Origin of the sequence: Ignatzschineria rhizosphaerae (assembly GCF_022655595.1) — a bacterium.
GTDB classification, from domain to species: domain Bacteria; phylum Pseudomonadota; class Gammaproteobacteria; order Cardiobacteriales; family Wohlfahrtiimonadaceae; genus Ignatzschineria; species Ignatzschineria rhizosphaerae.
Map to the genome: position 1 here is coordinate 2,914,112 of NZ_CP093379.1, position 16,161 is coordinate 2,930,272.

Consider the following 16,161-nt stretch of genomic DNA (forward strand, 5'->3'; position numbering starts at 1 on the left):
TGTTATATGTATCGTAAAATCGATTTAAGAAAAGCAAGGCTTAAGCAGCTGGCGCGGGATTTTAGAAAGAGCACAAAACATTCCCTCCAGCCTTGCAGAAATCTATAAAGATACGTATTAAATAGTGCTTGAAAGATGCCGGGTTGAACATATTTCTTATTATTAATAGCCAATGTGCTGGCATTTCAATCAGCCTATTTTGAACCTGTTTCACTATGAAATCGGCTTAAAAGTGACTATATCAGATTGCCGGCGCATTGGTTATGAGAAGCATAAAAGACGTTCTATCCGGCATTGTATCGCTATTACATATTAAATTCCGATACGAATCGAAAAAGGCTTAAAACTGCTGGCACGTAATTTCAAAAAACATGCAAGCATTCGACCCAGCTACTCATCAACCTATTTTAGGAGGATAACTAACTAATAAATTTTGACCTCTGATTTTATTTGGAAATAACTATACAAGTTGATTGGATTCATACGTTGTATTTTTTACTGTTTAAAACGGCGTTTCTTAAACCGAATCGATCCTATTAAATGGGACAGATTTGCAGGAGGAATGATAGAGATTGTATCTATGATCGTTAAAGGTTTATTTGCGATAGAGTTGCAATAAGCTCTCTTTGGTTTTCATTTCGCGATGAAGTTCAAGGGGAGTCAGCGTACTAGCTGCCGAAACTGCTAATTTAAGCGGTGATTCAATCGAGAGGGAAGTGATCTGATGAAGTAGCTCGCTCTTTGAGAGTGTTGCCAATAATTCAGGATAAAAGCCAGCAAAGAAAGGCGGATCTAAAAAGAGATGACAGCGAGTATCTGCTGCTGGAGTCTCTTTTAAAATCGACTGTAATTGTGCATCATCTTGTAGGAACTTTAATCCATCTGTATTAAGGAGAATAAATTTTTCCTTAGGGATCTTTAAGTGAGTAATATTTTCTTTCAATGTTTTAAAGACGGTAGGATCTTTCTCAATAAAGATAGCTTTTTTAGCACCCCGAGAGAGGGATTCGATACCTAAGGCGCCGGTGCCGGCAAAGGCATCAATAACGATACTGCCGGGAATGATCATCTGTAACCAGTTAAAGAGTGTTTCGCGAACACGAGATGAGGTTGGGCGTAAACCATCTGCATCAATCACCTCAATTTTTCGAGAGCGATATTCACCGCCGATAATTTGAATTTGATGATTGGGGCGTTGATTCTTTTTAAAGTGATGTTGCGCTGCCATTAAGCTTCTTCCACGATTGCTTCTTGTTTGTCACTGTTAATGTGCGCTGTTAGAGCTTTAATCTCTTCTTGTGTTGGAATTAGTGGGACATCAAGCGTTTGGACAATATGGCTACGAATCCAATTTTCTGTTGTTTGTGCTAACTCATTGGTTGAGAGATCTTTAGATTCAATGGGCTCACCAATGACGATAGTGACAACGCCAGGTTCTTTAATAAAGCGGCCTTTGGGTGCCGCAATTCCTGAATTTATTGCCATAGGTAAGACCGGAGCACCCATCTGTTTTGTGACAATGAACCCCCCTTTTTTAAAAGGGATCTCTTGGTTGAAAGGCGCGCGAGTCCCTTCAGGGAAGATAATCACAGAACGACCTGCTGCAAAACGCTCTTTTGCTTGTTTGGCAATCTGCTTTAGCGCATTTTTTCCATCAGCACGATTAATCGCGATCGGTTTTGCTTTAGCTAATCCCCAGCCAAAGAAAGGAATATATAAGAGTTCTTTCTTTAAGACAAAAGAGTGCGGCGGTAAAATAACAGTATAAATAAGGGTCTCAAGCGCAGACTGATGGTTAGAAACAATAAAATGAGGCTGATTTTTGAGTTTTTCTAAATTCTCTCTCCCAATAACTCGGTAGTGAATACCGGCGCCAATTCGCATCCAGCTAATTAAAATATTAGACCAAGCAATCGTGACATTACGATACCATGAGCCCCAAAGAATCACGGTTGTAACAAGCATGATAGGCGTAATAATCAAGTAAATGATTAGAAAGCCGATAAACGTAATGAGTGAACGAATCCATGTAATCATTCGTTTGTCTCCTTTTAATGGGGATATGATAGTGGGAGCGTATTCACAAAGGCTAAGAGGTCATCAAAAATAGGAAGATTTATCATCCCTTCTTTTTGGTGTAATGTCTCTTCAGTTGCTTTGCCATTGCCTGTTCGCACAAGTATTGGTAATACTTGTGCATTTAATGCGGCTTTAACATCTGAGCCTTTATCGCCGACAAAATAGATCACAGCATCTTTAGGCATTTGTAGCTCTGAGATGATTTTAAGGAGCATACCAGGATTAGGCTTTCTATCAGGATGAGATTCATCATCAGCCGTACAAAACTCAAGAGCATGAATTTTCCCATTGAGCTCATTAAGAAGCGCATGCATTTTAGTATGCATCTCTTCAAGTGCTTGATGGTCATATAATCCTAAAGTAATGCCGCGCTGATTGGTCGCAATGGCAACTTTTATCCCAGCACTTGAGAGCTTAGCAATCGCTTCTAAACTGCCGGCAATAGGCTGCCATTCATCTGCAGATTTAATGTAATTTTTAGAATCGTGATTGATAACACCATCACGATCTAAAATTACTAAATCAGGCCTTTTTAAAGAGATCTGATTGACCATTATAATAACCTTTGATTAAAGCTGAAGCTTAGAGATATCAGCAACAGTCTCAAAATCATTACGAATTTCTGTTAAAAGAGCAATACGGTTGTGGCGTACTTCTAAGTTTTCTGCCATCACCATCGTATCTTCGAAGAATTTCGCAAGCGGCTCGGCAAGGTTACTAAGCGCTGTTAGAATGGCTTCATAATCTTTAGCGGCAACAAAGCTTTCAATTTTGCTACTTAATTCATGAGTTGCTTTAAAGAGCGCTTTTTCAGAATCATTTTCCAGTAAGTTTTCACGAACCTGATCCGAGGCTGCTTCTTCTTTATTGTTGCTTAAGATATTGTGAATACGCTTATTAGTCTCCACTAATGAACTTGCTGCAGGCAGAGATTTAAACTTCGCAACGGCAAGAAGGCGATGATAGATATCGAGAGGATTCGTGAGTTTGAGTTCAGAGATTGAAGCAAAAACATCACTTGAAACGCCAAGATCTGAGGAATATGCTCGTAAACGATCAAAGATATAAGTAAAGATGGTCTCTACTGATCTGTTTGCTTCAATAGTTGCCGGCATCGTGCTTGCGCTAATCTCAATAAGTTTTAAGAGATCAAGATTGAGCTTTTCCTCAATTAATATACGAAGGACCGCAAGCGCATTACGACGTAAACCGTATGGGTCACGTGAACCTGTAGGAATCTCGCCAATAGAGAAGATGCCGACGATAGTATCTAAACGCTCTGCTAATCCTAGCGCTTGAGCCTCTTTAGTTTCTGGTAATTTATCGCCTGCAAAACGTGGCCAGTAGACTTGCTCTAAGCTATCTGCAACAATGCGATCCTCTCCTTGCGCGTTAGCGTAGTAGCGAGCCATTGTTCCTTGAAGTTCTGGGAATTCTTGCACCATATCTGAGATCAGATCTGCTTTATTTAAGCGGGCGGCGCGAGATACTAATGCTTCATTCGCTCCAATCTCTTTTGCAATCGCTTCTGCTAATGTTTTAACTCGATTAATTTTATCTGCTTGAGATCCAAGTTTTGTTTGGAATACAACATTTTCAAGTTGCGCGAGGTAATCTTCTAATGGTTTTTCGCAATCTTCATTCCAGAAGAACTCGGCATCTGCAAAGCGAGGACGAATAACTCGCTCATTCCCCTCGATAACGGCTTCTGGCTCTGCGCTAATAATATTGCTAATGAAGCAGAATTTATCGATTAGTTTGCCATTTTTATCCACGATAGGGAAATAGCGTTGATGATCTTCCATTGCAATAATCAGCGCTTCTTGCGGCACATTAAGGAAATGCGATTCAAAGCTGCCGATCATCGCATTAGGATATTCTACAAGGGCAGTCACTTCATCAAGAAGATCAGCATTCACGATAGGGTTTCCAACATTAGCGGTCACTTCTTTAATCTGTGCTTCGATCATCGCTTTGCGCTTTGCAAAGTCTGGCACAATATGCCCTTTTTCAGTCATGATCGCTTCGTAATCTTTAGCGTTTGTGATGGTGATCGGGGCATCTGTATGGAAACGATGCCCGCGGCTTGTGTTACTTGCTTTAATCCCAAAGATTTCTGTATCAAGGACTTTGTCACCAAAGAGGATGGCAATCCAGCGAACCGGGCGAACGAATTCAAAGTCGTGACCTGCCCAGCGCATTCTTTTAGGAATTGGTAATCCTTTGAGAGACTTTTCAATCATTTCAGGGAGTAGCGATTCCAGCGTTTCTCCCTTCACTTCTTCCTTAAAGGTATACCAAGCGCCTTTATCCGTTTCTAAAAGCGTCAATTGGTCAACTTCAACACCACATGAACGAGCGAAGCCTTGAAGAGCCGGTGTAGGAACGCCATCTTTCATGGCTGCAGTAGCTGCAGGTCCTCGGCGCTCATTAGTATAATCTGCTTGCTCTGCTTGAAGGTCAGAAATCACGAGTGCTAAACGGCGCGGCGTTGCAAAAACTTGGATCCCAGAGAATTCTAGTTTCTTTGCTTTTAGCTCAGCTTCAATGCCTTTTTTAAAAGCCTCAGATAAGTTATTTAATGCACGAGGAGGAAGCTCTTCTGTTCCAATTTCAATCAGTAGCGTATCTTTAATCATTGTGATTCCATCTAAAAAGTTTAGAAAATGACCTATTTTAGTTTATAAGGGGTTATTTTAGCGTATTTGATGAGGATTCTCATAATATTCGAATGCTTTTTCACATTTAGCAAAAATAGGGCATACAAAGAGGTGTTAGTTAGACGATTTTATCTAATACCTCCTCCGCCGAAATAGAAGCAATTGGTGCGCCTAAACCTTCGGTATAAATAATAATACTCTGCTCTTTTTTAAGTGGTAACCATCTAGGACTTGGCTTCTTTCGGTTTTTTCTTAAAAGAGAAATGAGCTTTCCTGAAGAGAATGTTGCTAAATGCATAATAGAGGTATCTACCGTAATAATGAGATCACACCTTTTTAAAAGTGCCGGCAGTTCAAAAAAACTCAATTGTGCTGAGAAAACAAAGGTTGATGATAGCGCGTTTTTAAGGATTTCTGTCTCTAGATGCGTGAGATCTTCCGGCAGTGAATTTAAAATAAAGATCGCATTGGCATATTGCTCTGTATTTTTTAATTTTTTAATGAGTGTTGTCGCTTCTTCTAGTGACCAGCATCTCTCATCGCCTTTTGCAAAGATATTGATAAAGACGATAGGACTATTTCTATCCCATTGATGTTTAAGGAGATATTCCAATGCTTTTTCATCCCATATCTCTGGAATATGAATAAAAGGATAGCGATCGTCTTTCGTAAAAGTAATATCGGCAAATTGTTCAAACCAATAGGCAAATTTTTCACTAATATGTGCTGATTTATCGGTTAAATCTTTAATTTTAAAATCCAGTGACTTTAATGCTTTTTTAGCAGCAAAGCTAAAGAGATGGGTTTTAATATTGATGCCAAGCGCGATATTGTTTTGTGCAATTTCTCGCGCTAGGAGGGAGTAGTTCTGCGATCTTAAATCTCCTAGAGAGATTACGTAGGGATACTGTTCATTTTTACACTCTAGGATTGATTGCGCATGCACTTGAGGAGAATAACCATAATATATTTTATGGAATAATCCAGTTTCTTGGACCCATTCGTAAAGAATATAGTTCTTGAGACCTTCCCATTTAGCCTCATCATCTGTCATTCTGACATCTTGGATAAAGAGGTCAATTTTGAGGGTTGGATAACGATCTTTAAGTTTCTTAAAGCAATTTTGCAGATAGGTGAAATCGCCAATTGCAAGATGAACGATAAATAATACCTTATCTGTAAAATGAAGTTTCTCTTTAATAAACATATTAATTATTCTTCTAAAGCTTGTTGAATAGCAGACTCAAACTCTGCTAGTGGAATATCTGAAAAGCTACGATAGGTGAAAATTAGCTGATCGGCATTAGGATTGTTTGGTGACCAATTGAGATGATTAATAGGGGGTGTTTCATCGGGATGTTGGGCATTGATATAAGGGGCATCAGACAATAGATTTAATAGATGGGTTCCATATTTTGTGACTTTAGCATTATATTCAGCTCTAAAAGGATTGGATGCTTTCCCGTGCGTTAAATCAAGGTAAAGTGCGATGGTTTTTTTTGAAAACGCACTTGCCATATGAACAATTGATGTATCTACAGTTAAGATAAGATCGGCTCTTTCAATTAAAGGCACAACTTCTAAAATACTTTTAGATTGAAAAAGGGGAATTGAGTCAGGCCATGAAAGGTTTTGTAATTGTGAGGGTTGGCCAATCATCACCACTTGGTAATTAGGCATGAGCAATTTAAGCGTACTATCTAACTGTTGTTGTGTTAACCAACGGGATTTGTTCCCACCAAGAGGATTTACAATAGCGAGCTTTTGATCATTCTTAAGATTTTTCTCGATAAACTGAACTGTATTCTCTTGCATCTCAGGTGTTGTATAAATTTCATAATTGAGGTCATATTCCTCAATATTAAAGAGTTTCAATAGTGGGGGTAATCTTGTTGTGACATGGGCTGATAATTCATAATAAGGAAGAGAGACGTTATATGCAGGGATGTTACTTTTATTAAAACCGATAAGTATTGGGCTTTTGACAAAAGCGCAGAAAATGATATTTTTTTTATAAACCCCACGGCAATATTTAAGGTCAATAACCGCATCAAAATTCATTTTCCGAATATTTTTGATAGAGCGATAGAGGGCTTTTAAAGTTTTATCTTGATAGCTAAATACCCCTTTAACGTAAGGGTTGAACTCAATGATATCTAAAGATGCTTTTTCTGAAGAGATATAAACCTCATAGCCTGCTTGTGCTAATGCTTTGATAAAGCCTGTTGTGGCAATCATATCTCCATGTTTATCATTTCTAACAATAAGGATTTTTTTAACATGGGAGAAGTCAACAGGCGTATGACGCTTGGGAAGTATTTTTTTGACGAAAGAAAATTTAAGATAAGCCCAGTTAAGCTTAAGCTTTTTATTTAAAAAACGTAAATTCCATATATGCTTTGAGAGACTTTGTTTTAGTGACATGAATCGTCCTATGAAAATTAAGCGATTAGGCATCATTAATCATATTTTAAGAGTGCCTAAATTCTAGAAATATTAGGATAATTATAACGGTCTTTTGAGGCCGATACCAATTGCTAGCACAATTGATAATTTATGTAGAGACAGTTGGTTATCGTTCTAAAAACAGGACATGTTTTAGTAAAAAGAGTAGAATACCCGAATCTAATAATACAATAAGATGGGGTGGCTTGTGGTAAGCATCTGTTTTTATTGAATAAAATAATAAAAAGCATCGGCTGTATAGATATTAAAATTTAAATACATATCAATAGAGTATTATGGCGAATCAAAATCATATTAAGTATAGGTCTGATATCGACGGCTTTAGAGCTTTGGCGGTATTATCCGTATTAGTGTTTCACTTTAATAACAGCTGGCTACCTGGTGGATATTTAGGGGTTGATGTTTTTTTTGTAATTTCTGGATATTTAATTACCTCCATTATTAAAAAACAATTAGCTCAAGGACGCTTTTCTTTCAAAGTCTTTTATACGCGCCGTATTAAGCGCATATTGCCACTACTTTTTTTAGTATTATTAGTAACCTTAATTCCTGCAGTGTTGATTTTGCTGCCAGAGCAATATGAAAACTTTATTAGATCTTTGCGTTATGCAATGCAATTTCGTGCGAATAGAGCTTTTACAGGAAGTGATTATTTTGATGTATTCACTGAAGAAAAACCCTTATTGCATCTATGGTCATTAGCAATAGAAGAGCAGTTTTACTTTATTTGGCCGCTCGTTCTTTTTATTACGTTCTTTTTGACAAAGAAATTTAAAAACCAAGGGTATATTCTTTTTTTATTAGCTGTTTTAGGTATTTTATTAAGTACGGTTTTAGCCGAAATATCTATTAAAAATCATCCTGATGATAGTTATTACTTATTACAAAATAGGGCGGCAGAATTATTAGTAGGCTGTGCTTTAGCACTAAACCCTTATCAAATTAAAGATAATTGGAAGAAGGGGTTGGGAGTTGTCGGGACAATTGTTTTAGTAAGCTGTTTTATTTTTTATTCAGCAGCAACCCCAATGCCTGGCATATTCGCGCTTATTCCAACGATAGGTGCGGCCTTTTTTATTTTAGATAATAATATTGATTCGCCTTATAAAAGGCTTTTTACTAATCCTATGGCAAGAATGATAGGATTATGGTCGTTTTCTCTCTACTTATGGCATTGGCCGGTATTAGCATTATCAAGATATGTTTTTCAAGATACGGAGTTGCCATTATGGTGGCTAGGAGTATCTGCCGTTGTAATTTTATTATTATCAGTGAGTAGTTACTATTTGGTTGAAAATCCTGTAAGAAAGACAAAATTAGGATTTATTAGTAGCGTTATTTTAATATTTGCAATTCCTTATGGTGCTATCACATTAATTTATACTTATGCTCATAAGTCAGTTGAGAGTTCCGAGTTGCATATTGATATTAATAAGACCAGATGGTTTGCCGATACTGAAGGTTGTCATGGTAAGTTTTTAAATGATTGTGCGGTGGGAGATAAAACTGCTACAACACGTTATTTGTTAGTTGGGGATTCTCATGCGATGCATTTATCAGGAATGATGGATGAGATTGGGAAGAAGGAGGGGATTAAAATAGATATTATTGCTTCTCCTGCTTGCCCGATGCTTTTTGCCGGATCTAATATTCGAACAAAACATCCTGAGTGTGAGTTTGCGAATATCTATTTAGAGAATAATTATGATCAATATGATGCTGTTCTTTGGAGTCAGTACTATTTGACGCCACTTTCATCTAAAGATAATACAATCCCGGATTATTTGGATAAGTTTAGAAATACGCTTGAAATAGTTTCTAATAAAGTTCCAGTAATTGTTTTTTCAGATGTAGGTGATTTAGGCTATCATACCGTTCGTTATGAGCGTATTAAGCGATTGGGGCTTTCGGTTAATATTGATATTGATGAAACTCGTAATCGTGAGATTCAAAAATTGAATCAAGCGTTGAAAGAGATGGTACAAACATTAGATAATGCATCTTATATAGATATAACCCCTTATGTTGATCATTTGTTAAATGATGGACAATTAATATATTATGATTCGGATCATCTCAATCCTTATGGAAGTCGCGAGATTGGGAAGTTGTTTATTCAAGATCAAACTTTGAAGTTATCTCAGTAATAGATTTTTTACAGGTAGCTAATAAATTTTATTCAACAACACTCTTTAAGGAGTTGCTGTGAAAGTATCGGTTATTATTCCTGTGTATAATGCAGAAAATTATATTGAGGAGTGCCTTTTATCGGTAATGCAACAAGATTATGCCGATATCGAAATCATTTTAGTCAATGACTTTACACCAGATCGTAGTTTTTTACGGGCTAAAGAAGTTATTTCTCAAAATATTTGGCAAGGGACTGTGCAGTATTTAGAGCATGATCGAAATCGGGGACCCAGTGCCGCAAGAAATACTGGGATTGCGCATAGTAAAGGGGAGTATCTTTTCTTTTTAGATAACGATGATACTTTAACAGATAAGACAGCCATCTCTTATTTAGTGGAATGCGCATTAGAAACCGCTACTCCTAGAGATCTTGTTGTTGGTAATTTTCAAAAAATTGCCGGGAATAGAGTTGATTTTATTCTTGCCTCCCATCAAAGGTCCTATAGTGAGAATGTGGATGTGTTTAAGGATTACGCCCTATCAAAATTATGGGTAATTGGTTGTGCTAAATTAATTCATCGTGATTTTCTAGTGCAAAATCAGCTCTTTTTTAAAGAGGGGATTTTTCACGAGGATGTATTATGGGCATTTTATCTATATCGAGTTGTCAGTAATATTTATTCAACACCTAAGATTGTCTACAATCATTATGAGCGTGAGGGATCTATTACATGGGATGTTAAAGAGCGAAATATTCGTGATCAGATTACGGTAATTTTAATGATGTATCAGGCTTATTTAGATCAACCTGATTATTTACCGAAAGAAACATTGTTTGTGATTGAACTTTATCGTAAGGAAGTTCTAGAGTGGCTAGTAACAATTGATGCTAAGAATTTATCGATAAGCATAGAAGCTTTTATTTTAGAGCAAGTAAAACGCTTAAAACAGATCAAAGTTCCTGCTAAGACGGGGCGATCAAGATTTAATAAACAAAACTTATGGCTGCGTTTACCGGCTAAAATTTTAACTCAGATCTTAATAAAGCGACGAAATCGTTGAAATCACTTTTAAAATGAGTGTGAATGAGTCAAAAATCATCATTCAGTGCTTTGTCCTTACTATCAGAGCATTGTTGTTAGCCTATCTTTAAAATCTATCTTTAATCCCCCCCTTAATGTAAGATATTAGCCTGTTTTAGTAATTAATTATTTGAAGTATTCACAATTATGACGCAACAAAACCACATTAAATATAGACCCGATATTGATGGTCTTCGTGCATTAGCTGTACTTTCAGTTATTGTTTTTCACTTTAAGAGCTCATGGTTACCAGGTGGTTTTTTAGGTGTTGATATCTTCTTTGTGATATCGGGATATTTAATTACGTCTATTATTTATAGGCAAGTTAGTAATGGTCGATTTACGTTTAGAGATTTTTATACGCGTCGAATTAAACGGATCTTGCCCCTCTTTTTTACGGTATTGCTGGTAACCGTTATTGTTGCGATTCTTTTATTTGATACACGAGACTTCGAAGGATTTTGGCGTACTGCAAAATATGCAATGCAGTTCAGAGCCAATAGGGCGTTTAGTGGGCAAGGATATTTTGACCCTGTTTCAGAAGAGAAGCCCCTATTACATCTTTGGTCTTTAGCAATTGAAGAGCAGTTTTATTTTATTTGGCCTTTGAGCTTCTATTTAATTTATAAGGGCGTGAAGTCCCGAGAAAACCCTCAAATATGGCTTTTTTGGATCGCGATTGCAGGGATAATATTGAGCCTACTCTACACAGAGTTTAGGTTGTTAAAGGAGCCTGGGAAAGCGTACTTTGAATTGAGTACAAGAGCTTCAGAATTACTAGTGGGTTGTGCTCTAGCACTTAACCCTTATACATTAAGCAATCGTCATAAACATCTATTGGGAATAGTAGGGATTATTATTCTAGTGGCTTGTTTTGCGATGTATTCTGAGGCAATACCTTTCCCTGGTGTTACGGCAATGGTGCCGACTATTGCAGCGGCATTTTTTATTTTTGATACGAATGTTAATGCCCCGTATAAAAGAATTTTTACTTATACGCCAGTAAGATTAATTGGTTTATGGTCATTTTCCCTTTATTTATGGCATTGGCCCGTACTAGCATTTATGCGTTACGTTCTAAATGATACAGAGCTACCAATATCATGGATGATTTGGGGTTTTATCCTGATAGTTATTTTATCTATTTTTACGTATTATGTTGTCGAAAACCCGATTAGAAAATTAAAGCTTAATTTTAAGTGGAGTCTGTTATTAGTTTATCTGTTACCTTTTGGGGTGATGGTCTCTATTCACCAGCTTGTAATAACAAAACCTATCGGAGATTACTTTAATTTAAATGACTCTAACGAGTTGGTTGATTGGGTTAATGCGGGGCAAGTTTGTATGGATAGTCCTATTACAGAGAGCTGTTATGTTGGTGATCTTGAGTCTACCAAAAGAGTTTTAGTGATAGGAGATTCTCATACAGGGCACTTAGCAGGATTTATGGATACTGTAGGGAAGCATGAGAGATTTAAAGCGCATATGGTAGCGGCAAGTGGTTGTGGATTGCCTCCATCTAAAGCCTTAATTAATGTATCTCAGCAGCAATCAAGTAATACTTGTCTAATGATTAATGATTATTTGTTGGAAAGCTTTGGGGATTATGATGCGGTGATTATTTCGCAATATCTAGCGCCAAAACTTTATGAGCCAGAAGAGCAATCTCATAATTACCAAGAGAAATTTAAAAATACAGTCAATACAATTTCTGAAGGTCAAAATGTTTATTTAATCGCAGATATTCCTGCATTAAGCATTCCGTCTCCAGCACGTTATTTGAAATTAAAAAAGATTGGTTTAGAGCAGTATATGTTGCCAAAAACGCATTATTCACATGAGGATGCGAACGTGTATCTAAGATCACTTGCGGAAGATGATGCAAATGTGCATTTTGTGGAAATAAGTGATCTAATCCCAACGAGTGGGGTATTAGAAGGATTGCCTCTCTACTTTGATGATAACCATTTAAACTTTTATGGAAGCAAAAGAGTGGGAGAGCTCTTTATCGAGAATAGGCAGCTTTTAAAAGAAGATTAAAGTTAGTTATTTGTGGAATATTTAAAGCCCCTATAGTTATAAAATATAGGGGCTTTTGATTGATTTTTTTGATAGCCTAATGAATATTTTCTTTCAGCACTGCATCATCGATATTTAATTTTTCTTCAACTCAACCATAATTTATTAGACTTAACCTTTTAATTTAATTATTGCTCGTTAAATTTTTAATAAGATTGATAACCCTTTGGGTATTCTGGTTGTCACTATATTTATAAAATCTTTGATATATTTGTTGAATGTCAGTGTTTTCGGTAGATGACTCCACTTTTCTTATTCTTTGTAGGAGATCTTGAATAGTATAGCTTTTGGGATACTGAAAGACATCAGCGAAATCGTATAGAAACCCTTTATCATAGTGTTCGTAATCATACGCAAAAGAGAAACTGGGCTTATTAAGATATAAAAAATCATAATGGCAACTAGAATAATCTGTGACAAGAACTTTAGCATGTAAAAGTAGAGGTTCTATATTAGGGAATTCTGTATTGTTGAGATTGATTGCCCCGATAGTCTGAAGTTGTTGAAAATATGAATTTTCCTCTGTCAAAAAATGCTCTCTAACTCCTAGTATATAATTCTCTTCTTGCAAAAAAAGGGAAAGAGCTTGTAAGTCATAAGGAGTAAAAGTGTAATTTTTGCTTGGGTAGCTTTTCCATGTGGGAGCAAATAGCAGGAGCTTTTTATCTTTAGTGACTTCTTTTAATATAAGGTATTCCTGCTGTAGGTCTGCAGTTGGTGAATGGAGAAGATCAACTCTTGGTAATCCCGTTAAATGGATATTTTGAAGGGGTACTTGAAAACATTTTTGCATCGATTGTGTGTCAAGTTCAGAACTTGAAATAAAATGATTTCTGAGGGCTTCATCTTCTGTAAAAGGGGATTGTTTATCGACAGCATAAAACATCTTTTTTAAAGGTATTCCATGCCATAAATTAAGAACAGGGATATACAAAGGCGTTATTTTTTTTAAAATCTCATAGGCATTCGTGAGTTGGTCTGTAATTAAGATAGAAGCTTTTGATAATATTAGAAAATTTTTTTTCTGAAGAAGATTGCTTTCCTCTATTAAAATTATCGATGGATTTACTAAATGTTTATAGAGTGATTCAGTTGCTTTATCGGCGAGGATTATTTTTATGATATTAGGATCATGTTTGACAGATTCAAAGGTTGCCTTAATATTTCCTGTAAAATCATCTCCATAGGGTAAAAAACACCATATATTAGCTATATTTTTGGTTTTTAAACGTTGTTTATTTCTATAAAAAAGTAGAAGTTTATTGATTCTCTTTATAATGCTTCTTCTTAAATTCATAGAAGCTCCTTGATTAGGCTTGTTGAGATTTTATCTGTGCGTGGTAGGTAAATAACTTGGCAGTAATCTTCCAAGTAATTAAATTCTCCAGTCCAGTCATCCCCCATTACAAATATATCGACATTATACTTTTGAATATCATTAATCTTTTGATTCCAATTGATTTCCGGAATAACAAGATTGACAAAATTTAAAGACTCTAATATCTTTTTTCTCTTTTCAAAAGAGAGAATGGAATATTTGTTTTTTTGTTGATTAAAATCGTCTGTTGAGAGACCAACGATTAATTTAGAGCCTAAGTTTTTTGCTTTACTTAGTAGTTCAAAGTGACCATAGTGAAAAAAATCAAACGTACCATAGGTAATAATAGTTGCCATATTTATTTTTAATATTTCTGCCCTTATAAAATAATAATTATAACATAATTTACATTGATTTACTTTTATACGGGGTTATGTGGCTTATTTTAAATAAATTTCTTACAATGTTATTTGTTTTTTGATAGCCCAATGAATATGCTCTTTCAGTGCATCATCATCAATATTCAATTTCTGTTCTAAGGATTGGATATTTGCATGAGAAGGTGGGCTATTACCGATTCCAATAGCGATATTTCTTAGCCATCTGTTATATCCCAATCTACGAATAGGAGATCCTTCTGTTTTTTTGAGGAATTCTTCTTCGGTCCAATTAAAGAGCTCTAGAAGAGAGGATGAATCTAGTTGATGTCTTGGTAGAAAATCTTTAGTCGTCAGATCAATGGAGAAACGGTTCCATGGGCAGACGATTTGGCAATCATCGCAGCCAAAGATACGGTTCCCAATAGCATCTCGATATTCGATGGGGATTGCCCCAAAGTGTTCAATTGTTAAGTAAGAGATGCATTTTCGAGCATCAATTTTAAAAGGGGAGACAATGGCATCAGTTGGGCAAGCTTTAATACATCTTGTACATTGTCCACAGTGATTCGTGATGGGTTCACTTGGAATATGAATACGTTTAGAGAGTAATAACTCACCTAAAAAGAAGAAAGAGCCTCTTTTAGGATGAATAATCATAGTGTTTTTACCAAAGAATCCAAGCCCTGATTTTTGACTAAAAGCGCGTTCTAATACAGGTGCACTATCAACAAACGCCCGAAACTCTAAGTCAGGAATTTCACTTTGTAACCACTTGCCAAGATTGGTAAGCATATTGCGAAGAACTTTGTGATAATCACGCCCTAGTGCATATTCAGCAACGTAAGCATGATGAGGATCTTCTAGTCGAGATTTGGCATCAATATCTGGATTATAGTAATGGAGCTGAGCTGTCAGCATAGAGACAGTGCCGGGAACAAGTAGATCAGGATGATAGCGCTTCTCCCCATGCTTATACATGTAATCTAAGTCACCATGAAATCCTTCCCCTAACCATTCAATAAAGTAATCTCTATTTTTCCCAGGTTCGATATCAGAGCTAGAAAGTTCATTGATACCGATCTCTTCTGATTTTGCTATTAGACGTTTGATAAATTCTGGGGAGTTATGGTCGGGGGGCATATTATGATATTGCAGATTTGTTAATAAAGAAATTGAGAGAATTTATGAGCTTTTATTTCTAGTAGAAAAATCAATATTAAAATTTTCTAAATGTTTTAGGGTTTGTTTTTGAAATAGTTGTTCTCTTTGTTTAGCGATATCTCTTTTTCGGGCTCTTTCCGATCTGGATCTAAATTTCTGTATAAAGTTTTGCTTCTGTTTTTTTGCTTGATATGCTGTTCTTGTTGTGCCAAATAATTGTTGGCAATAGATTTTATCACTCCCAGTATAAACCATGCCATCAAAATGAACAGGAATAAAGTAATGGGAAGGGAAGATAGTAATGTCAGGGTTATATTTTTCGATCATTTTTGCGACAAAGAGGTTCCCTGTTGTTTTCCAAGGCTCTCCTAGATCCTGGGGATCTAATTGTGATAATTCATCAATTAATTGTTTTACGAAAATGTTCTTAGGCTCGCAAGCTAAAATTGGAGAAACTAGTTTTCCTCGTAGAAATTCATTTTCATAAACAGTGTATGCCTGCGGTTTGGTAAAAAGCTCTTCTGTATTTAAGTAACAGATAGAGTCAGCTTCAGGGATAAATCCTCCAAATTCATATAAGATCTCGTATCTCATAAGATCCGCTGCTCCTGCATATAATTCTAGGTGAATATAAGTATCAATGAGATTCTTATTTCTAAAATTAAAGGATTGCAGAAAGTCATTATCATAGAGACGGTATGTCCAATCAGGATGTTTTTCTTTCCATGTATTTAGCCATTGTGATGGTGCAGGATGTGGTCCTATCCATATATGACCTAGAATTTTAGGTATTTTCATGCTGTTGT

At 36.2% G+C, this 16,161-nt stretch carries 13 protein-coding genes; 3 read left to right on the forward strand and 10 right to left on the reverse strand.

Going from position 1 to position 16,161, the window contains the following annotated elements; translation table 11 throughout:
* Positions 1 to 595: 595 nt before the first annotated feature.
* From rsmD to MMG00_RS13430, 6 genes are all read right to left on the reverse strand, one after another.
* Entirely contained in the window at positions 596 to 1,228 is a 633-nt protein-coding gene (gene rsmD / locus MMG00_RS13405; RefSeq protein WP_242149192.1) for a 16S rRNA (guanine(966)-N(2))-methyltransferase RsmD, read from the reverse strand.
* A complete protein-coding gene (locus MMG00_RS13410; RefSeq protein ID WP_242149193.1) occupies positions 1,228 to 2,037 on the reverse strand; it encodes a lysophospholipid acyltransferase family protein in 810 nt (269 codons plus the stop codon). Before MMG00_RS13410 ends, rsmD begins: the two co-directional genes overlap by 1 nt.
* 14 nt (positions 2,038 to 2,051) lie before the next feature.
* Positions 2,052 to 2,633, reverse strand: coding sequence for an HAD-IIIA family hydrolase (locus tag MMG00_RS13415; RefSeq protein ID WP_242149194.1), 582 nt, complete (start codon positions 2,631 to 2,633; stop codon positions 2,052 to 2,054).
* Positions 2,634 to 2,648: 15 nt separating this feature from the next.
* The gene (glyS, locus tag MMG00_RS13420) at positions 2,649 to 4,718 is read right to left on the reverse strand and encodes a glycine--tRNA ligase subunit beta (RefSeq protein WP_242149196.1); all 2,070 of its coding nucleotides are present in this window, start codon (positions 4,716 to 4,718) and stop codon (positions 2,649 to 2,651) included.
* 139 nt (positions 4,719 to 4,857) lie between these two features.
* Positions 4,858 to 5,946 (reverse strand): glycosyltransferase family 9 protein, encoded by a 1,089-nt coding sequence (locus MMG00_RS13425; RefSeq protein WP_242149199.1) that lies wholly within the window; start codon positions 5,944 to 5,946, stop codon positions 4,858 to 4,860.
* A gap of 5 nt (positions 5,947 to 5,951) precedes the next feature.
* Complete coding sequence (locus tag MMG00_RS13430) at positions 5,952 to 7,163, reverse strand: glycosyltransferase family 9 protein (protein ID WP_242149202.1); 1,212 nt, start codon at positions 7,161 to 7,163, stop codon at positions 5,952 to 5,954.
* 317 nt (positions 7,164 to 7,480) lie between these two features.
* Between MMG00_RS13430 and MMG00_RS13435 the strand changes: the two genes are divergently transcribed.
* The 3 genes from MMG00_RS13435 to MMG00_RS13445 all read left to right on the forward strand — a co-directional run bounded on the left by MMG00_RS13435 (position 7,481) and on the right by MMG00_RS13445 (position 12,457).
* On the forward strand, positions 7,481 to 9,352 hold the full coding sequence (locus MMG00_RS13435; RefSeq protein ID WP_242149204.1) for an acyltransferase family protein: 1,872 nt from the start codon (positions 7,481 to 7,483) through the stop codon (positions 9,350 to 9,352).
* Positions 9,353 to 9,410: 58 nt separating this feature from the next.
* A complete protein-coding gene (locus MMG00_RS13440) occupies positions 9,411 to 10,397 on the forward strand; it encodes a glycosyltransferase family 2 protein (protein WP_242149206.1) in 987 nt (328 codons plus the stop codon).
* Positions 10,398 to 10,564: 167 nt separating this feature from the next.
* On the forward strand, positions 10,565 to 12,457 hold the full coding sequence (locus MMG00_RS13445) for an acyltransferase family protein (protein WP_242149209.1): 1,893 nt from the start codon (positions 10,565 to 10,567) through the stop codon (positions 12,455 to 12,457).
* 163 nt (positions 12,458 to 12,620) lie between these two features.
* Here MMG00_RS13445 and MMG00_RS13450 read toward each other — a convergent pair whose 3' ends face one another.
* From MMG00_RS13450 to MMG00_RS13465, 4 genes are all read right to left on the reverse strand, one after another.
* Positions 12,621 to 13,793 (reverse strand): CDP-glycerol glycerophosphotransferase family protein, encoded by a 1,173-nt coding sequence (locus MMG00_RS13450; RefSeq protein ID WP_242149212.1) that lies wholly within the window; start codon positions 13,791 to 13,793, stop codon positions 12,621 to 12,623.
* Complete coding sequence (gene tagD / locus MMG00_RS13455; protein WP_242149214.1) at positions 13,790 to 14,170, reverse strand: glycerol-3-phosphate cytidylyltransferase; 381 nt, start codon at positions 14,168 to 14,170, stop codon at positions 13,790 to 13,792. The genes MMG00_RS13450 and tagD overlap by 4 nt, the downstream gene beginning before the upstream one ends.
* A 102-nt stretch (positions 14,171 to 14,272) precedes the next feature.
* Positions 14,273 to 15,334 carry a tRNA epoxyqueuosine(34) reductase QueG gene (gene queG / locus MMG00_RS13460; RefSeq protein WP_242149217.1) on the reverse strand — a complete coding sequence of 354 codons (1,062 nt, stop codon included), beginning with the start codon at positions 15,332 to 15,334 and terminating at the stop codon, positions 14,273 to 14,275.
* 42 nt (positions 15,335 to 15,376) lie between these two features.
* Positions 15,377 to 16,153, reverse strand: coding sequence for a glycosyltransferase family 32 protein (locus MMG00_RS13465; protein WP_242149221.1), 777 nt, complete (start codon positions 16,151 to 16,153; stop codon positions 15,377 to 15,379).
* Positions 16,154 to 16,161 lie beyond the last annotated feature (8 nt).